The 20,799-nt window shown below is 70.5% G+C and carries 20 protein-coding genes; 9 read left to right on the top strand and 11 right to left on the bottom strand.

Translation table 11 applies throughout. The annotated features are described in order from the left end of the window. The first annotated feature begins 91 nt into the window (after window positions 1-91). The gene (locus OHT76_RS09145) at window positions 92-2,887 is read left to right on the top strand and encodes a penicillin acylase family protein (protein ID WP_328870253.1); all 2,796 of its coding nucleotides are present in this window, start codon (window positions 92-94) and stop codon (window positions 2,885-2,887) included. A gap of 19 nt (window positions 2,888-2,906) precedes the next feature. On the opposite strand, the gene OHT76_RS09140 is transcribed toward OHT76_RS09145, so the two are convergent. Both OHT76_RS09140 and OHT76_RS09135 read right to left on the bottom strand, forming a co-directional pair. Further along, entirely contained in the window at window positions 2,907-4,232 is a 1,326-nt protein-coding gene (locus tag OHT76_RS09140) for a serine-threonine protein kinase (protein ID WP_328870252.1), read from the bottom strand. 81 nt (window positions 4,233-4,313) lie between these two features. Further along, complete coding sequence (locus tag OHT76_RS09135) at window positions 4,314-5,540, bottom strand: exo-beta-N-acetylmuramidase NamZ family protein (RefSeq protein WP_328870251.1); 1,227 nt, start codon at window positions 5,538-5,540, stop codon at window positions 4,314-4,316. A gap of 165 nt (window positions 5,541-5,705) precedes the next feature. Between OHT76_RS09135 and OHT76_RS09130 the strand changes: the two genes are divergently transcribed. From OHT76_RS09130 to OHT76_RS09120, 3 genes are read left to right on the top strand one after another with little or no spacing between them, the layout of a single operon-like run. Further along, complete coding sequence (locus OHT76_RS09130) at window positions 5,706-6,470, top strand: SDR family oxidoreductase (protein WP_328870250.1); 765 nt, start codon at window positions 5,706-5,708, stop codon at window positions 6,468-6,470. Beyond that, window positions 6,467-8,134, top strand: coding sequence for a class I adenylate-forming enzyme family protein (locus OHT76_RS09125; RefSeq protein ID WP_328870249.1), 1,668 nt, complete (start codon window positions 6,467-6,469; stop codon window positions 8,132-8,134). Before OHT76_RS09130 ends, OHT76_RS09125 begins: the two co-directional genes overlap by 4 nt. Window positions 8,135-8,160: 26 nt before the next feature. Continuing rightward, window positions 8,161-8,754, top strand: coding sequence for a TetR/AcrR family transcriptional regulator (locus tag OHT76_RS09120; RefSeq protein ID WP_328870248.1), 594 nt, complete (start codon window positions 8,161-8,163; stop codon window positions 8,752-8,754). On the opposite strand, the gene OHT76_RS09115 is transcribed toward OHT76_RS09120, so the two are convergent. The 3 genes from OHT76_RS09115 to OHT76_RS09105 form a co-directional block, all read right to left on the bottom strand. After that, complete coding sequence (locus OHT76_RS09115) at window positions 8,751-9,968, bottom strand: acyl-CoA dehydrogenase family protein (RefSeq protein WP_328870247.1); 1,218 nt, start codon at window positions 9,966-9,968, stop codon at window positions 8,751-8,753. The two genes, OHT76_RS09120 and OHT76_RS09115, sit on opposite strands and share 4 nt — an antisense overlap. Window positions 9,969-9,974: 6 nt before the next feature. Beyond that, window positions 9,975-10,997, bottom strand: a complete 1,023-nt coding sequence (locus OHT76_RS09110) for a phosphotransferase family protein (protein WP_328870246.1) — start codon at window positions 10,995-10,997, stop codon at window positions 9,975-9,977. A 153-nt stretch (window positions 10,998-11,150) separates the two neighbouring features. Continuing rightward, entirely contained in the window at window positions 11,151-11,447 is a 297-nt protein-coding gene (locus OHT76_RS09105; RefSeq protein ID WP_328870245.1) for a hypothetical protein, read from the bottom strand. Window positions 11,448-11,563: 116 nt separating this feature from the next. Between OHT76_RS09105 and OHT76_RS09100 the strand changes: the two genes are divergently transcribed. Beyond that, window positions 11,564-12,511, top strand: coding sequence for an NADP-dependent oxidoreductase (locus OHT76_RS09100; RefSeq protein WP_328870244.1), 948 nt, complete (start codon window positions 11,564-11,566; stop codon window positions 12,509-12,511). Here the strand turns inward: OHT76_RS09100 and OHT76_RS09095 are convergent. Genes OHT76_RS09095 through OHT76_RS09080 form a run of 4 tightly spaced genes read right to left on the bottom strand, consistent with a single transcriptional unit; the run spans window position 12,508 to window position 14,683 of the window. Beyond that, complete coding sequence (locus OHT76_RS09095; RefSeq protein ID WP_328870243.1) at window positions 12,508-12,834, bottom strand: DUF202 domain-containing protein; 327 nt, start codon at window positions 12,832-12,834, stop codon at window positions 12,508-12,510. The genes OHT76_RS09100 and OHT76_RS09095 overlap by 4 nt on opposite strands. Continuing rightward, complete coding sequence (locus OHT76_RS09090) at window positions 12,831-13,223, bottom strand: YidH family protein (RefSeq protein WP_328870242.1); 393 nt, start codon at window positions 13,221-13,223, stop codon at window positions 12,831-12,833. The genes OHT76_RS09095 and OHT76_RS09090 overlap by 4 nt, the downstream gene beginning before the upstream one ends. Before the next feature lie 10 nt (window positions 13,224-13,233). Continuing rightward, on the bottom strand, window positions 13,234-13,758 hold the full coding sequence (locus OHT76_RS09085; RefSeq protein WP_328870241.1) for an NUDIX hydrolase: 525 nt from the start codon (window positions 13,756-13,758) through the stop codon (window positions 13,234-13,236). A 28-nt stretch (window positions 13,759-13,786) separates the two neighbouring features. Continuing rightward, window positions 13,787-14,683 (bottom strand): DMT family transporter, encoded by an 897-nt coding sequence (locus tag OHT76_RS09080; RefSeq protein ID WP_328870240.1) that lies wholly within the window; start codon window positions 14,681-14,683, stop codon window positions 13,787-13,789. Window positions 14,684-15,023: 340 nt separating this feature from the next. Here OHT76_RS09080 and OHT76_RS09075 point away from each other — a divergent pair, with 340 nt between their 5' ends. The 4 genes from OHT76_RS09075 (at window position 15,024) to OHT76_RS09060 (ending at window position 18,968) form a co-directional block, all read left to right on the top strand. Next, window positions 15,024-15,974, top strand: a complete 951-nt coding sequence (locus OHT76_RS09075; protein ID WP_328870239.1) for a hypothetical protein — start codon at window positions 15,024-15,026, stop codon at window positions 15,972-15,974. A 41-nt stretch (window positions 15,975-16,015) separates the two neighbouring features. Further along, complete coding sequence (locus tag OHT76_RS09070) at window positions 16,016-17,560, top strand: APC family permease (RefSeq protein ID WP_328870238.1); 1,545 nt, start codon at window positions 16,016-16,018, stop codon at window positions 17,558-17,560. Window positions 17,561-17,629: 69 nt separating this feature from the next. Then, entirely contained in the window at window positions 17,630-18,364 is a 735-nt protein-coding gene (locus tag OHT76_RS09065; RefSeq protein WP_328870237.1) for a molybdopterin-dependent oxidoreductase, read from the top strand. Next, window positions 18,348-18,968 carry a cytochrome b/b6 domain-containing protein gene (locus OHT76_RS09060; RefSeq protein WP_328870236.1) on the top strand — a complete coding sequence of 207 codons (621 nt, stop codon included), beginning with the start codon at window positions 18,348-18,350 and terminating at the stop codon, window positions 18,966-18,968. Before OHT76_RS09065 ends, OHT76_RS09060 begins: the two co-directional genes overlap by 17 nt. Before the next feature lie 3 nt (window positions 18,969-18,971). Here the strand turns inward: OHT76_RS09060 and OHT76_RS09055 are convergent, their stop codons facing one another. After that, window positions 18,972-19,925, bottom strand: coding sequence for a hypothetical protein (locus OHT76_RS09055; RefSeq protein WP_328870235.1), 954 nt, complete (start codon window positions 19,923-19,925; stop codon window positions 18,972-18,974). Continuing rightward, the gene (locus OHT76_RS09050; protein WP_328870234.1) at window positions 19,922-20,650 is read right to left on the bottom strand and encodes a hypothetical protein; all 729 of its coding nucleotides are present in this window, start codon (window positions 20,648-20,650) and stop codon (window positions 19,922-19,924) included. The genes OHT76_RS09055 and OHT76_RS09050 overlap by 4 nt, the downstream gene beginning before the upstream one ends. Window positions 20,651-20,799: the final 149 nt, after the last annotated feature.

Here is a 20,799-nt window from a genome sequence, read left to right as displayed (position 1 = left end):
CCCCAACGCACCGGAAAGTGACGCATGTTCACCTTCAATCCCGGGGATACCGGCGGTAACGTCCGGCCCACCCCCGTCGGTAGGAGCTGCCATGCCACGGCGCATCCCCCGCACCGCGCTCGACAGACAGAGAACTCCCGGCAGATTCCCCGGGTTCCTGAAGACGGCATCCGTATGCGTGCTCATTGCCGGTCTTTTGTCCCCGCTTTCCCAGGCGGTCGCCGCTGAGGACGCGGACGCGGGGGCAACGGCGGTGACCGACCACTGCGGCAACCAGTGCTCCGACATCCTGCCGCCCGGCGAGAACGGCAATGCCACCCTGGCCCAGATTCTGCTCAACCAGGCCTTCGGCACCATGCCCGCGCACGCCTCCGACCAGCTCGGTCCCTACAACAACCTCGCCACCGGCTACCCCGGCCTCACCAACTCCACGATCACCAACTTCTTCAATGACGCCTCCTTCGGGGTCCCCGCCGATCAAGTCGCCTCCACCGTCAGGCCGGCCGGTCGCAGTGATGTGACGATCGTCCGCGACAAGAAGACCGGTGTGCCGCACATCACCGGTACCACCAGATACGGCACGGAGTTCGGCGCCGGCTATGCGGCGGCCGAGGACCGGCTGTGGCTCATGGACGTCTTCCGGCACGTCGGACGAGGACAGCTGACCTCCTTCGCCGGTGGCGACCCCGCCAACCAGGGCCTTGAGCAGGAGTTCTGGCGCCACGCGCCCTACACCGAGGCCGACCTCCAGGCCCAGATCGACAACGCCGTCGCCGACAACGGCGCACGCGGACAGCAGGCCCTCGCCGACGTCAACGCCTATGTCGCCGGCATCAACGCCTACATCGACGCCTCCGACAGCGGCCGCTACTTCCCCGGCGAGTACGTCCTGACCGGCCACAAGGACTCCGTCACCAACGCCGGCACGATCGAGCACTTCAAGGCCACCGACCTGGTCGCCCTCGCCTCCGTCATCGGCGCGCTGTTCGGCTCCGGAGGCGGCGGCGAGGTGAACAACGCGATGTCCCTGCTGGCCGCCCAGGAGAGATACGGCGTCGCCGAGGGCACCGAGGTCTGGGAGTCCTTCCGCGAGCGCAACGACCCCGAGGCGGTCGTCACCGTCCACGACAAGAGCTTCCCGTACGCCGAGAAGCCCGCGAACCCGCAGGGCACGGCGCTACCGGCCGCCGGTTCGGTGACCGCGGAGCCCCTGGTGTACGACCGTACGGGCAGCGCGGCCACCGCCACCGCCGCCGACACCTCGGCCACGGCGACGAAGACGGCCATGAGCTCGGCCCGCCGCGGTATGTCCAACGCCCTCGTCGTGAGCGGCGAGCACACCGCAAGCGGCCACCCCGTCGCCGTCTTCGGCCCCCAGACCGGCTACTTCGCACCCCAGCTCCTGCTCCTCCAGGAGATCCAGGGCCCGGGCATCAGCGCCCGCGGCGCCTCCTTCGCGGGTCTGAGCATGTACGTCGAACTCGGCCGCGGCCAGGACTACTCATGGAGCGCGACCACTTCCGGCCAGGACATCATCGACACCTACGCCGTCGAACTGTGCCAGGACGACTACCACTACCTCTACCGCGGCACCTGCACCGCGATGGAGAAGATCGAGCGGAAGAACGCCTGGAAGCCGACCACCGCCGACGACACCCCCGCGGGCTCGTACACCCTCAGGGTCTGGCGCACGAAATACGGACCCGTCTCGCACCGCGCGACCGTCGACGGCAAGCGCGTCGCCTACACCACCCTGCGCTCGTCCTTCTTCCACGAGGCCGACTCGATCATCGGCTTCCAGATGCTGAACGACCCCGACTACCTCAAGAGCCCCGAGACCTTCCAGACGGCGGTGCAGCACATCAACTTCACCTTCAACTGGTTCTACGCCGACTCCGAGCACACCGCCTACTACAACAGCGGCGACAACCCGGTACGGGCGACCGGCGTCGACGCCGAGTTCCCGGTGTGGGCGCAGCCGTCGTACGAGTGGCGCAACTGGAACCCGACGACCAACACCGCCGACTACACCCCGCCCTCCGCCCACCCCAACTCCATCGACCAGGACTACTACATCTCCTGGAACAACAAGCAGGCCGCCGACTACACCACCGCCCCCTGGGGCGACGGCTCGGTCCACCGCGGCAACCTCCTCGACGACCGGGTGAAGAAGCTGATCGCCCAGGGCGGGGTCACCCGAGCCGCGCTGGTGAAGGCGATGGCCGAGGCAGGGCTCGCCGATCTGCGCGCCGAGGACGTTCTGCCGGACCTGCTGAAGGTCGTGAACAGCTCCCCGGTGACCGATACGGCGGCGAAGGCGGCCGTCGACAAGCTGTCCGCGTGGGTCACGGCGGGCGCCCGGCGCACGGAGACCTCGGCGGGCTCGAAGACGTACGCCCATGCCGACGCGATCCGCGTCCTGGACGCCTGGTGGCCGCTGCTGGTGAAGGCCGAGTTCGAACCGGGCCTCGGCAGCGAGCTGTTCACCGCCTTCACCGCCAACCTGCCGGTCGACGAAGCCCCTTCGGCCGCCCACGGCCCGACCGGCGCCCATGCCGGCAGCTCCTTCCAGTACGGCTGGTGGAGCTATGTCGACAAGGATCTGCGGTCGGTGCTCGGTGAGTCGGTCGAGGGGCCGCTGGCCCGTGAGTACTGCGGCGGCGGCAGCCTGACCGCCTGCCGGGACAGCCTCATCGGCACCCTGAAGACGGCGGCCGGTAAGACCGCCGCCCAGGTCTATCCCGGCGACGACGGCTGCTCGGCGGGCGACCAGTGGTGTGCCGACTCGATCGTGCAGCGCCCGCTCGGCGGCATCAACCACGCCAGGATCAGCTGGCAGAACCGTCCGACCTACCAGCAGGTCGTGGAGTTCACCTCGCACCGGTGACACGGGAGCAGGCGGCGGGTCAGCGCACGCGGCCCGCCGCCAGCACCAGCCGGGCCAGCTCCCGGTGCACGATGTCGCTGTGCGCCCCGACCGGCGGACCACCGCGCCGGACCACCGCCGCCGCGTCGACGTTCACACACCCCGCCGCGGGCAACGGCCCGCGCAGCGCGTCGGCGAGCTTGAGATTCTTGGTGCCGGGCACCGACTGCACCCCGTCGAAGCCCATCGCTCCCCACTTGGCGCCCAGCGCCCGCCCGATGTCGAAACCGTGGAACTCCCGGTCGTGGCCCGCCATTCGGGAAGCCAGCGGGTACATCGTGCCCAGGGCGTCGTCGTGCCGCGAGAAACAGCACACCAACGGTCCGTCGATACGGTTGTGCTGCCCCTGGAGCACCCCTCCCGCGCGCGGGTCGTGCGGCAGCCGGGCCGAGAACGCGTAGTGCGAGAAGGCCCCTTGGAGCAGCGTCACGGACTTCACCGTACGCACCCCCTTGGGCAGCCCGCGCAGCGCGAACGACACCAGCCGCCCGCCGAAACTGTGCCCGACCAGATGCACCCGCACCCCGGGCGACCGCGCCGCGAGCTGCCCGATCACCCGCCCGAGTCCCCGCTCACCCACCGTGCCCGCACGCCGCTTCATCGCGTAGTACGTCGCCTGCCGCAGCAGTTCGTGCGCCCCCTCCCAGGGGTTCGGCAGCGCGAAGGAGGCGTCCGGAGCCGTCTCATCAGGCGACTCCAGCTGTGCGAGCGCCCGAGCGAACTCCTCGCATCTCTCGGCCGCGGTCCCGTGGAACATCGCCGGCTCGTCCTGCGGCACGCCCTCCGCGAGCGTGTCCGCCGCGAACAGCGCCTGCGGGCCCGGCGGCACCAGATCCACCAACAGCCGCACAAGACGCCCGAACTCCTCCAGCTCGGCCTCCTCGCGCGACTGCTGCTCCAGCAGCCGGGCGAGCTGGTCGATCACGGTCGCCCGCCCGGGGAACGTCTCCAGCAGTGCGTGCCGGGTGTCCTTGTCGAGCACCGGCCGCGGCGGCAGCTCGGCCGCCACGGCGCGCGGGAAGTCGGGGATCGGCTCGTCCGAGAACCGCATCGACGGCCATACGACGCCCACGTACCCGACCTTCGCCTTCGGCGCCAGCTCCGGGATCGGCGCGAAGAAGCTGTCGTAGAGCCGTGTCGCCCCGGATCGGTCGTTGTTCCAGCCGTGCGCGAAGACGAGCAGATCATGCACGCCGTGCTGGGCCACCCCGGCGAGCAGCCGGTCCCGGGCCCGGGCGTCGGGATCTCCGTCCGCGTCGAAGGTGAGCTCCCAATAAGGAGACACGCTCATTGCCGGTCGTGCCATGACGGGCCCCTCCGTCCCCCGTAGCGGTGCGATGTGGGCGTATCGTCCCGCCACGGGGCAGAGTTGGCCATACGGCGCGGGTCATCTGTAGAGGAGGTATTCCTTTCGAATCCTCCGGAACGCGGCCAGTTCCTCCTGCCAGCCGTCCACCACCTCGTCCGTGCTCGCGCCCGCGTCGATTGCCGTGCGGACCTGAGTGGAGCCGGTGAGCTTGTCGATCCAGTTGTCGGAGCGCCAAGTGAAGCCGGGGAACGTCTTCTTGGCGGTGACGAGGAGGGCGATTCCGGTGCGGACGGGGTCGTAGGCGGCCCGGTCGTGGACGTGGATCTGGACGCCGCCGACGGTCTTGCCCTGGAACTTGGAGAAGGTGGGCGTGAAGTACGCCTCCCTGAAGTGCACGCCCGGCAGGCCGAGTCGATTGACCTCGGCGGCCCAGCGGCCGTCGATGCCCTCCGCGCCGAGGAGTTCGAAGGGGCGGGTGGTGCCTCGGCCCTCGGAGAGGTTCGTGCCCTCGAAGAGACAGGTCCCCGAGTACACCAGGGCCGTGTCCGGAGTCGGCATGTTCGGGCTCGGCGGGACCCAGGGCAGATGCGAGGCGTCGTAGAACTCAGAGCGCCGCCAGCCCGTCATCGTGACGGTTTCCAGGGGGACGGGGGTTGTCAGGAACTCCCCGTTGAACAGCAGGGCCAGCTCGGCGACCGTCATTCCGTGCGCCTGCGAGATGGGTTGCCTGCCTACGAAGGTGGCGAACTCCTTGTGCAGGATGGGGCCGTTCGCTGCGCGGCCGGTCACCGGGTTGGGGCGGTCCAGCACGACGAAGCGCTTGCCTGCGAGCTGGGCTGCCTCCATGCAGTCGTAGAGCGTCCAGATGTAGGTGTAGAAGCGGGCGCCTACGTCCTGGATGTCGAAGACGATCGTGTCGACGCCGGACGTGGTGAAGATGTCGGCGAGGGGCCGGCCGCTCTTGAGGTACGTGTCGTACACGGGGAGGCCGGTGGCGGGGTCGTCGTAGCGGCCCTCGGAGCCGCCTGCCTGGGCGGTGCCTCGGAAGCCGTGTTCTGGCCCGAAGACGGCCCTGAGATCCACCCTGTCGTCTTCGTGCATGACGTCGACGATGTGGCGGGCTTCTCGAGTGATGCCGGTGGGGTTGGTGACGATGCCGACGCGCTGGCCGTTGAGGGGAGAGTATTCGTCGGAGACCAGGCGTTCGAAGCCCGTTTGCAGCCGTCGGCCTGCGGCGGCTGCGGGGGTTGTGGTGGCCGCGAGGGCTGGGGTTGCGACTAGGAGAGTTCGTCTCGTAAAGCGCATGGAGGGCACGGTAAGGGGTGGTGCGGTTGTTCGTAAGCTGTCGGTCGTCTGTGGCTTGTCGCGCAGTTCCCCGCGCCCCTGGGCATGTCTCCCGCGCCCTTCCTTTGTTACATACCGACTGGTTAGTCTGTCCGTGTCGATCGAGCCGCATGTCGAAGGAGAACGATGGTGGAAGCCCTGGAGGACGCCGGAGTCGTTGTCACCGGAGCCGGTGGAGGGATCGGGGCCGCTCTCGCCCGGCGGTTTGCCGGGGCCGGGGCCCGGGTCGTCGTGAACGATCTGGATGCTGCCAAGGCCGAAGCCGTCGCCGGTGAGATCGGGGGGATTGCCGTGCCCGGTGACGCCTCTGCCGTCGTCGGTGCCGCCCGTGACGCTCTCGGTGGCGACATCGACGTCTACTGCGCCAACGCCGGCGTCGGTTCCGGTGGGTCCGAGGCCGCGGGGGAGGACGTCTGGGCGCTCGCCTGGGACGTGAACGTCATGGCCCACGTGCGGGCCGCGCAGGAGTTGATCCCGGGGTGGCTGGAGCGTGGGCAGGGGCGGTTCGTTTCCACCGTGTCCGCCGCCGGGCTGCTCACCATGATCGGGGCCGCGCCCTACAGCGTCACCAAACACGGGGCGTACGCCTTCGCCGAGTGGCTGTCGCTGACCTATCGGCACCGGGGGATCAAGGTGCACGCCATCTGCCCGCAGGGGGTGCGGACCGACATGCTCGCCGCCACCGGGACCGCGGGCGACCTGGTGCTTCAGCCGACCGCCATCGAGCCGGACGACGTGGCCGACGCGCTGTTCAAGGGTATGGAAGACGATCGGTTCCTGATCCTTCCGCATCCCGAGGTCGCCGGGTTCTATCAGGCCCGGGCGGGTGATCCGGACCGCTGGCTGAGCACCATGAACCACATCCAGCAGAAGTGGGAGGCCGGTCGGTGAGCGACTCCCGGTATGCCGCCAAGCCCTGGCTCGCCCTCCTCGACGACGCCCAGCGCGCCCCGATCGACCCCGCCGACTCCCTGGTGCACGCCCTGCGCCGGGCCGCCGCCGAGCACCCGGACCGTGCCTTCCTCGCCTACTTCGACGGCCGTCTCTCCTACCGCGAGGTCGACGAGCTGAGCGACTCCGTCGCCGGGCATCTGGCCGCGCGGGGTCTTGAGCGCGGTGACCGGGTGGCCGTGCTGCTCCAGAACTCCCCGCTCTTCGTGGTCGCCGTGCTCGGCGCCTGGAAGGCGGGCGCGACCGTGGTGCCGGTCAACCCGATGTACAAGTCGGGGGAGATGGCGCACGTCCTGCGGGACGGGGACGTGACGGCGCTGATCTGCTCGGATCGCGCCTGGGAGTCGTATCTGCGCGAGACCGCCGCCGACTCGCCGGTGCGGATCGTGCTCACGGGCTGTGAGTTGGACTTCCAGACTCGGGGCGACGCGCGTGTGCTGAACTTCGAGCGGCTGCCGCAGGCCGCCGACGCCGACGATCTGGCGGCTGTGGCGCGTGCCGGTCACCAGGCACCCGAGGGACGCGACCCGCAGCCCTCCGACGTCGCGCTGATCAGCTACACCTCCGGCACCAGCGGCACCCCCAAGGGCGCCACCAACACGCACGGCAACATCATGCACAACGCCGAGCGGCAGCGGACCGGGCTGCCGCTGCCCGAGGCGCCGGTGTACTTCGCCATGGCCCCGCTGTTCCACATCACCGGCATGGTCTGCCAGTTCGGCGCCTGTCTGAACAGTGCGGGCACCCTGGTGCTGGCGTACCGCTTCGAGGCCGGTGTCGTGCTGGACGCGTTCGCCGAGCACCACCCGCACTACACCGTCGGTCCGTCGACCGCCTTCATGGCGCTGGCCGCCCATTCGTCCGTGACCCGCGAGCACTTCGCCTCCTTCCGGATCATCTCCTCCGGCGGCGCCCCGCTGCCGCCCGCGCTGGTGGAGAAGTTCCGGGCCGGCTTCGGGCCGTACATCCGCAACGGCTACGGGCTCACCGAGTGCACCGCGCCCTGCGCCGCCGTACCGCCGGGCCGGGAGGCGCCCGTGGATGCGGCCTCCGGGACGCTAGCCGTGGGGGTGCCCGGTCCCGACACGGTCGTGCGGATCGTCGACGAGGAGGGCGCGGAGGTGCCCTTCGGGGAGCAGGGCGAGATCGTTGTGAGCGGGCCGCAGGTCGTGCCCGGGTACTGGCGGCGGCCCGACGCCACCGCTCAGACCTTCCCGGGCGGTGAGCTGCGTACCGGTGACATCGGGTTCATGGATCCCGAGGGCTGGCTGTATGTCGTCGACCGCAAGAAGGACATGATCAACGCGTCCGGGTTCAAGGTGTGGCCGCGTGAGGTCGAGGACGTGCTGTACACCCATCCGGCGGTGCGTGAGGCGGCCGTCGTCGGGGTGCCCGACGGGTACCGCGGGGAGACCGTGAAGGCGTACATCAGCCTGCGTCCGGGCGTCGAAACCGACCCGGATGAACTCGCGGTGTACTGCAAGGAGAGACTGGCCGCTTACAAATACCCGCGCCAGGTGGAGATACTGCCCGACTTGCCGAAGACGGCGAGTGGGAAGATCCTCCGGCGGGAACTCCGTTCCCGCGCGCACGACAGCAATTAAGAACTCGAAAGGCAGGTGGCGGCACAGTGCCCAGGACGACGGACGGAGACGGCACCCCCGTCCCGCAGCGGCTGCTGGCCGCCGCCACCCGGCTCTTCGCCGAGCAGGGCTACGACCGGACCTCGGTACAGGAGATCGTGGAGGCGGCCGGCGTCACCAAGGGGGCGCTGTACCACTACTTCGGCTCCAAGGACGACCTGCTGCACGAGGTGTACGCGCGCGTGCTGCGCGTCCAGCAGGAGCGCCTGGACGCCTTCGCGGGCGCCGACGAGCCGGTGGAGAAGCGGCTGCGCGCCGCAGCGGCCGATGTCGTCGTCACCACCATCGAGAACCTCGACGACGCGTCGATCTTCTTCCGCTCGATGCACCATCTGAGCCCCGAGAAGAACAAGCAGGTGCGCGCCGAGCGCCGGCGCTACCACGAGCGCTTCCGTGCGCTCATCGAGGAAGGCCAGGAGGCGGGGGTCTTCTCCAAGGCGACCCCGGCCGACCTGGTGGTGGACTACCACTTCGGTTCCGTCCACCACCTGTCGACCTGGTACCGGCCCGACGGGCCGATGAGCCCCCAGGAGGTCGCCGACCAGCTGGCCGACCTCCTCCTGAGGGCGTTGCGTCCCTAAGGCAGGTACTTCTTCAGCTCGCGTCGCGCGAGCGACCGCTGGTGCACCTCGTCCGGGCCGTCCGCGATCATCAGCGTGCGGGCGCTCGCGTACAGCTCGGCCAGCGGGAAGTCCTGGCTCACCCCGCCCGCGCCGTGCAGCTGGATCGCCCGGTCGAGGATGTCCACCACGGCGCGCGGGGTGGCGATCTTGATGGCCTGGATCTCGGTGTGGGCGCCCTTGTTGCCGACGGTGTCCATCAGCCAGGCCGTCTTGAGGACCAGCAGCCGGAGCTGCTCCACGGTCACCCGCGCGTCCGCGATCCAGTTGTGCACCACGCCCTGCTGGGCCAGCGCCTTGCCGAACGCCTGACGGGACACAGCCCTGCGGCACATCAGCTCGATCGCCCGCTCGGCCATGCCGATCAGCCGCATGCAGTGGTGGATACGGCCCGGACCGAGGCGGGCCTGCGCGACGGCGAAGCCGCCGCCCTCCTCGCCGATCAGGTTGGCGACCGGCACGCGCGCGTGGTCGAAGATCATCTCGGCATGGCCGCCGTGGGAGTGGTCCTCGTACCCGAAGACCTGCATCGCGCGCGTGACGGTGACGCCCGGGGTGTCGCGCGGGACCAGGATCATCGACTGCTGACGGCGGATGTCCTCGCCGTCCGGGTCGGTCTTGCCCATCACGATGAAGATCTTGCAGTCCGGGTTCATCGCCCCGGAGATGTACCACTTGCGGCCGGTGATGACGTACTCGTCGCCATCCCGCTCGATGTGCGTGGTGATGTTGGTGGCGTCGGAAGAGGCCACCTCGGGCTCGGTCATCGCGAACGCCGAGCGGATCTCCCCCGCCAGCAGCGGCTCCAGCCACTGCTTCTTCTGCTGCTCGTCGCCGAACTGGGTCAGCACCTCCATGTTCCCGGTGTCCGGCGCCGCGCAGTTCGTCGCCGTGGGCGCCAAGTGGGGGGAGCGGCCGGTGATTTCGGCCAGCGGTGCGTACTGGAGGTTGGTGAGGCCCGCGCCGTACTCGGTGTCCGGAAGGAAGAGGTTCCACAGGCCCTGCCTGCGCGCCTCGGCCTTCAACTCCTCGACCACGGCCGGGGTGTCCCAGGGCGACGCCAGCGCGGCCCGCTGCTCCTCGGCCACCGGCTCGGCCGGATAGACGTACTCGTCCATGAAGGCGAGCAGCTTGGCGCGCAGTTCCTCCGTGCGCGCGTCGAACGCGAAGTCCATGTCCCGTCAGCCTTCCTGAAGAGTGGTCAGACCGTGCTCGATGAAGACCGGGACCAGATCGCCGATGCGGTCGAAGCCGCGTCCGACCGTCTGGCCCAGCGTGTAGCGGTAGTGGATGCCCTCCAGGATCACGGCGAGCTTGAACCAGGCGAACGCCGTGTACCAGGAGACCGCGGAGACGTCGCGCCCCGAGCGCGCCGCGTACCGCTCGATCAGCTCGGCCGGATCCGGGTGTCCCGGCGCTTCGGCCGTGGTGGAGACGGGGGAGTCGGGCATGCCCAGCGGCAGGCTGTACATCACCAGCAGGCCGAGGTCCGTGAGCGGATCGCCGAGCGTGGACATCTCCCAGTCGAGGATGGCCTTGATCTCGTCGTCGCTCCCGATCAGGACGTTGTCCAGCCGGTAGTCGCCGTGGATCACCGTCGGCGTGGGGGAGACGGGCAGTTGACCTCCGAGGGTGGCGTGCAGCTCGTCGATGCCGGCCAGCTCACGGTTGCGGGAGGCGACCAACTGCTTGCCCCAGCGGCGCAGTTGGCGGTCCAGGAAGCCCTCCGGGCGGCCGAAGTCCGCGAGGCCCACCTCGGCGGGGTCCACCGCGTGCAGATCCACCAGGGTGTCCACGAGCGAGAGCACCGCCTGACGCGTGCGCTCCGCACCCAGCGGGACCAGCTGGTCGGCGGTGCGGTACGGGGTGCCCTCGACGAACTCCATGACGTAGAACGGCGACCCGAGGACCTCCTCGTCCTCGCACAGCAGCACGGGCCGCGGCACCGGCACGTTAGTCGGGTGCAGCGCGCTGATCACCCGGTGCTCGCGCTTCATGTCGTGCGCGGTGGCGAGGACATGGCCGAGCGGAGGCCGGCGTACGACCCACCGGCCGGTGCCGTCCGAGACGACGTAGGTGAGGTTCGACCGTCCACCCTCGATCAGCCGTCCGGTCAGCGGACCGTGCACCAGGCCGGGGCGCTCGCGCTCCAGCAGGGCGCGCAGCCGGTCGAGATCCAGTCCGGGCGGGTGGTCGGGGCTCATCGATGCTCCTACGGGCAGGTGAACGAGACCCGACCAATGATGCCGACCGGTCGGTATGTCGTCCAGTGCGCGAGCCCAACGTGATCGGAGCCACGATAGGCCGACAGCTCCCCGCCGGAGGAGACGGAGAGCCGTCGGCCGGACCTTTTTCGGTCAGTGGTCGTCCCAGTGACCCTCGTGCGCCGCGTGCCGGTGGCCGTTGTGGACGTAGTCGACATGGTCGCCGTGCAGGACGCTCTCGTGCCCGCAACCCTCTCCGTGCTCGTGCTCATGGCCCTCGTGCGTGGCGTGCCCGCTCGGCTCGCACTCGTCCCAGTGTCCGCTGTGCAGACGGTGCATATGCCCGCCGTGCGCGTAGTCGACATGGTCGCCGTGCGGCACTTCGGTGTGTCCGCAGCCGGGTCCGTGGTCGTGGGCGTGGGCGGCGTGTTCCTGGTGGAGGGTGGTCATGGTGCTCACCTTCGGAGGTGCGGGGGATGACGAACGACCGACAGGCTGCCACGCAAACGGCCCATATCCGGTCATTCGGCTTGCGTGGCGTCCGCGTGCCCCGGAGGGTCGGAGCCATGAAGGCCATCAGCTATTCACGCTACGGCGGCCCCGATGTGCTCGTCCACGGTGAGGTGGCCGATCCCAAGGTCGGTCCCGACTCGGTGCTGGTCAAGGTGCGCGCGGCGGCCGTGAATCCCGTCGACTGGAAGTGCCGCGAGGGCTATCTCGACGGCGCACTGCAGGCCGTGTTCCCGGTGGTACCGGGCTGGGACGTCTCGGGTGTCGTCGTCCAACCGGGCGTCTCCGTCACGGAGTTCGCCGTCGGCGACGAGGTCATCGGATACGTACGCGAGGACCTGCTGTGCCGCGGCACCTTCGCCGAGTACGCCGCCGCGCCGGTGCGCACCCTGGCCCGCAAGCCCCGCAACCTCTCCTTCGAGGAGGCCGCCGGGCTGCCGCTCGTCGGCCTCACCGCCTACCAGGTGCTGATCAAGGTGCTCCAGGTGAAGCGCGGCGAGACCGTTCTGGTGCACGCGGCGGCCGGCGGGGTCGGCTCCATCGCCGTCCAGCTCGCCCGTCATGTGGGCGCCCGGGTCATCGGTACGGCGAGCGCGCACAACCACGACTTCGTACGCGGCCTCGGCGGCGAGCCCGTCGAGTACGGCGAGGGTCTGGCCGAGCGGGTACGGGGCCTGGCCCCCGAGGGCGTGGACGCCGTCCTCGACACCGTCGGCGGCGAGGCGCTGAAGGCGTCGGCGAACGTGCTGAGCCCGGAAGGGCGACTGGTGTCCATCGCCGACCCGGAGGTCTTCGACTACGGCGGCCGCTACTACTTCGTACGGCCCGACGCCGAGGACCTCCTGCGGCTGACCGAACTGGCCGAACAGGGCGTGGTCTCCGTGCACGTCTCGGAGACGTTCCCGCTGGAGCGGGCGGCGGACGCCTACCGGCTCAACGAGGAGGGGCGGACCAGGGGCAAGATCGTGGTGACGGTGGACTGGGAGAAGGAAGAGACGGGTTAGAGGATCAGCACCGCCCCGCACACCGCAAGACCCACCGTGCACAGCGCCGCCACGGTGGCGTGCCGGGGTGCGAGGGGCCTCGGGCGCGGGCTCGTGGCGAGGGTCTGGATACGGCGGTTGGCGACCATGAGGAAGCCCAGCCACAGCAGGCAGCACAGGGCGCAGCCGAGGATCCGCGGCGCCGAGACCCCGCCGTGCAGTGCGGCCCTCCCGGCCAGCACCGCGGCGACGGTGCCCGCCAAGGTCGTACGGCGCCAGGCGAGCCGGGTCCGCTCGGGCTGGAGCCCCGGGTCCCGCGTCGGCTGCGCGGACGGCGAGGTCACCCCTCCCACCCGACGAGCACCACCACGACCATGGCGAGCGCCACGACCGCGACCACCGTGCTCAGCACCGCCGGGAACCGCGAGACCGGCAGATCCTCCCCCCGGCGCATCGCCCGCTCGCATGCCACCCAGTGATTGACCGCGCGCAAGGAGCACAGCACGCCCGCCGCGAGCAGCGCGAGGGCGAGTCCGACCCGCCAGCCCCAGCGCAGGTCCGGCAGGAACTGGTCCACGGCGAAACCGCCGCCGATCAGCGCCAGCGCGGTGCGCAGCCAGGCCAGGAAGGTGCGCTCGTTGGCCAGCGAGAACCGGTAGTCCGGTGTGGCGCCTTCCCGCCGGATCTCCTGGGGCGCGAACCACAGCCGGACGTTCCGTACGAATTCGATCACGCCCCGGACCCTACCGGGAGCCCTGAGCCGCCCGGTGTGCCCGCAGCCGCTCGTACGCGGCGAGCCCGTCCGGCACCCACTCCCAGTCGGCGAGGCGCGCCTGCACCTCCGACTCCGGCAGGAAAGCGTGCCAGGCCACCTCCTCCACCTGAGGGCTCACCGGCAGCTCGCAGCGCACCTCGTACACGGCCGACCACCAGCTGTGCCCGGCGCCGTCCTCGTAGAGGAACTTGAAGAGGAACTCCGGCTCCGGCAGCCCGGACACCCCCAGCTCCTCCTCGGCCTCCCGCAGGGCCGCATCCTCATAGGACTCGCCCGCGCCGACGACTCCGCCGACGAACATGTCGTACATGGAGGGGAAGACCAGCTTCGTCGAGGTGCGGCGGTGGACGAAGAGGCGGCCGTCGGCGTCCCTGGCCTGGATGAACACACATCGGTGTCGCAGGCCCTCGGCGTAGACCCGGCCGCGCGGGGCCTCACCGATGACGTGGTCGTTCTCGTCGACGACGTCGAGGATCTCGTCAGCTGCGCTCATGGGGCCCATCCAAGCAGGGGCCGAGAGGTCAGCCGGCCGGCTGGAGCTTCCGCGCCGGTTCCCGGACCGTCGCTCCGGACGGCATCGCCGGGTGCAGTCCGAGCAGGACGATACCCACGACGATCGCGGCGAGCCCGGCGGACTCCCAGGCCAGGGCGCCGACGTCGGTGCGCAGCCGGTCGCCGAGGAAGCCGACCCCGCAGGCGATCCCGGCCAGCGGCTGGGCGGCGGTCAGGGCGGGCAGCGACTTGCGCAGCGACGCGGTCTCGAAGGCGCTCTGCACCAGCACCAGACCGGTGACACCGAGCGCCAGCACGGCGTACGGCTGCCAGCTGGTCAGCACCTCGGCGAGGCCGCCCTCGCTGTAGCGCTGGCCGGTCACCCGGGTGAGGGCGTCCTGGACGCCGTAGAGGAGACCGGCGGCCGTGGCGAGCAGAACAGGGCCCGAGCTGAGCCGTGAGCGCTTGGCGTACGCCGTGAGCAGCAGGGCCGTCCCGACCATGACGCCGATGATCAGCCACTGCCGGAATGGGTCCGTCAGCGCGGTGCCGCCGGTCGGTTCGCCGGCCACGATGAACGCGGTCACCCCGCCCGCGAGCAGCAGCAGACCGAGCCAGCCCTGGCGGCCCAGGGACTGCTTGGTCTGGCGTCGGGACAGGGCCATCGCGAAGAGGAGGTTGGTCGCGAGCAGCGGCTCCACCAGGGACAGCTGGCCCTGGCCGAGGGCGACGGCGCCGAGCGCCATGCCGACCACCATCAGCCCGATACCGCCGAGCCAGCGCGGCACCTTCACCAGGTCGAGCAGGATCCGGAGGGAGAGGAAGTCGCTGAGGGGCGCCTTCTGGGCGGCGTTCTGCTGCAGGACGAATCCGAAGCCCAGGCAGCAGGCGGCGCTCACGGCGAGAATCAGTACCTGAAGCGACACGCGACGTTCCTCGATCGTTCGGCCGGGGCTCGGGGGGCGTACTGCGTAAGGGCCGACTGTAGCGTCCCGGGACCCGGCGCGCCCCAGGGAGCGAATGGACTTCCCGCCATGGTCCGTGTTCGGGGCCGGAAAAGCCATGGCGTACGCCACAGGTACGGTCCAATCCCGGTATCTGGACGCCGTAGATGTTCACAAGTGCCCCATCAGTCACACGAGTTGACGCGTGTAACACCCAGGCGACTCTTGACGTGAAGCCTTGGCTGGGGGTTGGCTGTGCGTGATCGCTCGATGGCAAACCGAAACCAGACGACGACCCGCGTCGCGTGAGGATGTTCCCGCGGTGTCTCCACCCCCGCCACCCCTCGGCCGCGGCCGTAAACGCGCGGCCCAGACCCTGGACGGCGCTCTCGACGACCTCGAGCTCGCCGCCGCGCGGGCGGCATTGGCGCAGGGCCGGTGGCAGACCGCACGCACGCTGCTCGCCCACACCGCCGACGACTGGGACCGCCGTGGCCACCGCGTCAGTGTCCTCGCCCAGGAGCCCTACAGCGCCCCCTGGGCCCGGGAGTGGCTGCTCGCCGAGCCCGAGTCCGCCGACGCCCGCGTCCTGCTCGCCCTCGCCCAGGTCCGGCGCGCCCTGCGCGGCAAGGAGAAGCCGGACCGCGCCCGCGAGGCCTGCCATACCGCGGCCGCGCACGCCCCGGCCGACCCCACCCCATGGCTCGGCCTGCTCATGCTCACCCGGGGCACGGGCACCGAGGAGGAGGCGCTGAAGCTCTTCGAGGAGGTCCGCCGCCGGCACGCGGACCACCACCACGCCCACCATCTGATGGTCGCCCGGCTCGCCGAGCGCCACCCGGCCGTAGGCCCGGACCCGCTGCACGAGGTGTACGACTTCGCCAACGGCGCCGCCGAGCGCGCCCCCGCCGACTCCCCGCTCGCGATCCTGCCGGTCATCGCGCACGCCGAGCGCTACCGCGTACTGGCCGCCGCCGGGCACGAGCCCGCCGATCCGGCCGCCTCCGGGCACTGGGCCGGCCGCCGGGCCCGCCAGGTGATGAAGGCCGCCTTCGACTGGTGGCTGGAGTGGGAGCACGAGGGTCATCCGCGCCGCCTGGTCGATCTGAACTTCCTCGCCCACGCCAAGTACTGCGAGGGCCGGGGCGCCGAGGCCGCCGCCCTCTTCCACCGCATCGGCGAACACGCCACCCCGGCGCCCTGGTCCTACCCGGACCGCGATCCGTACCCCGCCTTCCGTACCGCCCGCGACAACGCGCTCGGCACGGTGTGAAGCACGTCGACCCCCGCCACCCCCGAAAGGACAACTCCGCGATGACCACGGGCAGTTCGAGAACGAGCAGTCCCCCCGCCCCCGGCGGCATCAGTACGTTCAAGGGCCAGGACCGGGCCCTGCGCGCCGATCGGCTCGGCACGGCAGGTCTGCTGCTGTCCGTGCTCGCCGCGACGGCACCCCTCATGGTGGTCGCGGGTGTCATGCCCACGACCTTCGGGGTGATGGGCATCGTCGGGCAGCCGCTCCTCTTCGTGATCCTCGGCGTGGTGCTCGCCCTCTTCAGCGTCGGGTACGCCGAGATGAGCCGGCACGTGCACAACGCCGGCGCCTTCTACGCCTATATCTCCCGCGGCCTCGGCGGCACCGCCGGCGCGGCCTCCGCCATGGTCGCGCTCGTCGCCTACAACGCCCTCCAGGTCGGCATCTACGGCATCTTCGGCTTCGAGGTCTCCGGCCTGTTCGCCACCTACCTCGAGATCGAGCTCGCCTGGTGGATCCCGGCGCTGCTGGCCGTGCTCTTCGTCGGCGCGCTCGGCTGGCTGAAGATCGACCTCAACGCGCGCGTGCTCGGCGTTCTGCTCCTCATCGAGGTGGCCCTCGTCGTGATCTTCGACGTGGCCGCCCTCGGCGACCCCGGCCCCGAGGGCCTCTCGCTGCACGCCTTCAACCCGGACACGCTCAGCGGCGCCGGCATCGGCACCGCCCTGTGCTTCTGCGTCGCGGCCTTCCTCGGCTTCGAGCAGGCCCCCGTGTACGCCGAGGAGACCAGCCGCCCGCATGTCCTCGTGCCGCGTGTGATGTTCCTGGCCATCGGCGGCATCGCCGTCTTCTACACCCTCACCTGCTGGGCGATCACCGTCGCCACCGGCCCCGACGCCGTCGTCGGCACCGCGCAGGAACAGAGCGCCGGAATGCTGTTCTTCCTCACCGAGGGCCTGGTCGGGGAGACCTTCACCGACGTCCTGCACGTGCTCTTCGTGACCGGCATGTTCGCCGCGATGGTCAGCTTCCACAACGTCGTCGCCCGCTACGCCTTCGCCATGGGCCGCGAGGGCCTGCTGCCCAGCGCCTTCGGCCGCACCAGCAGCGCGAGCGGCGCTCCCGGCACCGGTTCCCTGCTCCAGACGGTGATCGCCCTGGTGGTCGTGGCCGCCTTCGCGCTCGCCGACGACAAGCCGACCGGCGACCCGACCGCGCCGGTGCTGCACCTGTTCACCTGGATGGGCAACGTCGGTGCGCTCGGCGTGACGCTCCTGATGGCGATCGCCTCGGTGTCCGTCGTGGTCTTCTTCGTCCGCCGCGGGGCCGCGGGCAGCCAGTTCTGGCGGCTCACCGCCGCCGGGCTCGCCACGGTCGCGCTGCTGTTCATCGTCGTCTACACCGTCAAGGACTTCGACGTCCTCGTCGGCTCGGGCCCGGGCTCGTCCCTGAACTGGATCCTGCCCGGCATCATCGCCCTCGCTCTGGTCATCGGCCTGGCCCAGGGCCTCGTCCTGCGCGCCCGCAACCCCGAGGCGCACGCCGGCATCGGTCTGGGCAACGAGGCGTTCCAGCTGGAGAAGGCGGCGGAGACCTCGCACTGAGATTACGGAACTCTGACGGGCACCCGCGGCCCCTGGTCGGCAGTGGGTCGTGGGTGCTCGAATGAACATGTGAACCCCGAAGACCCCGTACAGCCCGAGGAACGCGGGAAGCCGATCGGCCGCCGCGTCCTCCTCGGCACCCTGGGCCTGGGCGCCCTGGGCGTGGTTACCGCGCCCGTCCTGCAACGCGGCATGGAGTCCTTCCTGGCCGGCGCCGCCGAAAAGGACCCCACGGGCCTGACCGGTCTGCTCCCGAACGGCGGCGGCTTCCGCTACTACTCGGTCGCCTCCTCCGTGCCGCACAAGAACGCCGGGAACTACCGCCTCACCATCGACGGCCTGGTCGACCGCCCGATGTCGTACACCCTGGCCGAGCTGCGCGCGCTGCCGCAGACCCGCATGGTCCGCGACGTCCAGTGCGTCACCGGCTGGCGGGTTCCCGACACACCCTTCGAAGGGGTGCGCCTGTCCCGGCTCCTGGACGCTGCGGGAGTGCGCCCCTCGGCCGGGGCGGTGCGCTTCACCTGCTTCGACGGCGTCTACACCGAGAGCCTCACGCTCGACCAGGCCCGCCGCTCCGACGTCCTGGTCGCCCTGCGCATGCAGGACAAGGACCTCGGCCACAGCCACGGCGGCCCGGTCCGCCTCTATGTGGCCCCCATGTACTTCTACAAATCCGCCAAGTGGCTCTCGGGCATCACCGTCACCGAGGACGTGCGCCCGGGCTACTGGGAGGAGCGCGGCTACGACGTCGACGCCTGGGTGGGCCGCTCGAACGGACGCGACGATGAGCCTACGAGCTGAGGCCCCGCCCGCCACGACCCTCGGCCGCTTCGGCCGGGCGACCAGGTGGGTCCACCGCACGACCGCCGCACTGATGCTCACCTGCGTGGTGACGGCGGCCTGCCTGTACGTCCCCCAGCTCGCGGAGTTGGTCGGCAGACGCGAGCTGGTGGTCCGTATCCACGAGTGGGCGGGCCTGGCCCTCCCGGTCCCGCTCCTGGCGGGCCTGGCCTCCCGAGCCCTACGAGCCGACCTGGGCCACCTGAACCGCTTCGGCCCCCACGACCGCCGCTGGCTCCACGCGGCCCTGCACCGCGACCGGCGCCCGGGCTCCCGGCCGTCGGCGAAGTTCAACGCGGGCCAGAAGATCTACGCGTCCTGGATCGCCGGCGCGACTCTGGTCATGCTCGCCACGGGCCTGATGATGTGGTTCACCCACCTCACCCCCCTGATGTGGCGCACCAGCGCCACCTTCGTCCACGACTGGCTGGCCCTGACGATCGGCATCGTCCTGGCAGGCCACATCGGCATGGCCCTGGCGGACCCGGAGGCACGGCGGGGGATGCGCACGGGGTCGGTGAGCCGGGAGTGGGCGGAGCGGGAGCATCCGCTGTGGCGGCCGTGAGGGTCAGCGGGGCATCGGGCACTCGCTCGCCCGGTGGGCCGCACCGCTGACGTATTCCACGCGCAGCCCGGGATCTCCTTCGTGGAGTATGTAGAGCTTTCCGTCCCAAGGCGCCCAGTACCGGGGTACGAGATAGAGCCGATCACCCGCGACATGGAAGAGCCGCAGCCCGGCGTACCGGAAGCGATAGGGACTGTTCTCGGTGTCGACGGCCGCGACACAGCTGCCGCCCCCGCGAATGAGCAGGTCCTCCTCGCTGAACACGACCACGGCCGGGAACTCGTCGGTCACCGTAGCGGTCGTCTCGGCCGCTCGGCCGCGGCCGATGATCCCCGCGTAGGCGTACACCGCCCAGAACAGCGAGACGACGGCGACGAGGAGGGCGGGGGCCCAGATCCGTGCGGGCCGATGCGGTTCGGGTGCGGTGCCGTCCGGGTGCGGACCAGTACGGGCGTACGCGCTGACCAGCACGCCGACGATCGCCGCGAGGGGGATGAGCAGATCGAAGAGGGGTCCCGGCGACAGATAGAAGAGCGGCACGAGCAGCGGCGCGGGCACCCAGGCATGCCGCAGCACCTTCAGCACCGGCTCCGCACGGGCGGGATCACTCTCGACCTTGCGGTGCAAGACGGCCCCGACCATCGCGGCGGCGGCGAGGGCGAGCACGGGGAAGTACAGCGCGTCCACGCTGCGCAGCAGATAGTCGGCGGTGGACAGCCGGAACAGGGTGTCCCGCAGACCGAGTGCCCGGGTCTCGGCGTCGGTACTGGCCCAGCCGAAGTAGAAGAGGACGGCGGTGAAGAGGGAGAGCAGGGAGCCGGCGGTGCCGATGAGCTCGAACCAGTTGCGGGGTGGGGGCGGGGGAGGGGGAGCGGGCTCGGGCTCTGGGGGTTCGGGGGGTTCGGGGTCGGGTGGTGGCGGCTCCGGGGGCTCCGGGTCCGCAGGTGCCGTGGTCACAGGGAGGGCGAGATGACGGGTGACGGGGAGACTTCGGGGGAGGAGCCGGTGGGGTTGGGATCCTCGATGGTGACGGCGTCCTTTTTGGTGGTCTCGCCTCTGTAATCGATGGTGACGTCGACGGTCTTCGGGTAGATGTCCAGCGGCGGCACCTCGGCGGTGAAGGAGAACCCGTCGCCCGACTCGGAGACGAGGGTGAGTCCGCCGTTCGACTGCTTCTTGTCGATGAAGACACGGGTGGACTGCAGGTCCTCGGAGCTGAAGTGGGCGCCGCTGACCGAGATGGTGATCCGCTCGCCGGGCCCGCCGGCGGTCACCTCGGCGATACGGAAGGCGCAGACGTCCGCGCCGCCGCTGCCCTTCGAGCTCCTCAACCGCACTGTGGCGGACGGGTGCTGCTCGTGGAAGCGCAGGACGTCACCCAGGACCCTATGCGCTGCGAGGCCCTTGCAGGTGCCGAGTTGGCCTTCCGCCGCGGCGAAGTCCTGGGCCGCGGTGTCCCAGTTGCCGCCGCTCTGCCCCTGAAGGGCGAGGCAGGCGTGGGCCAGGCCACGGAGTACCTGCCACTGGGGTTTGCCGCTGTCCGGCTCCGCGGCGATGGTCCCCAAGACCTTCGAGCAGTTGCCGGGATTCTCCCCGAGCTCGTCGTAGACGCTCTCCGGGTCGGGCGAGTTCTCCAGGTTGGGCGACTTCGGTCCCGGCCGGAGCCAGGAGGGTGGGTCCACTGGGTCCACGGGACCCGGGCCCGTGCCTCCAGAATCGTTTCCGCCGGACCCGTTCGAGCCGCCGGAGCCTCCAGAAACGTTTCCGCCCGAACCACCGGAACCACCAGAACCACCGGAACCACCCGAGCTGGTCGAACTCCCGGACCCGC

Origin of the sequence: Streptomyces sp. NBC_00287, assembly GCF_036173105.1 — a bacterium.
GTDB lineage: Bacteria > Actinomycetota > Actinomycetes > Streptomycetales > Streptomycetaceae > Streptomyces.
Note: the sequence above shows the minus strand (reverse complement) of the source record. Positions and strands in the feature narration are given on the sequence as shown.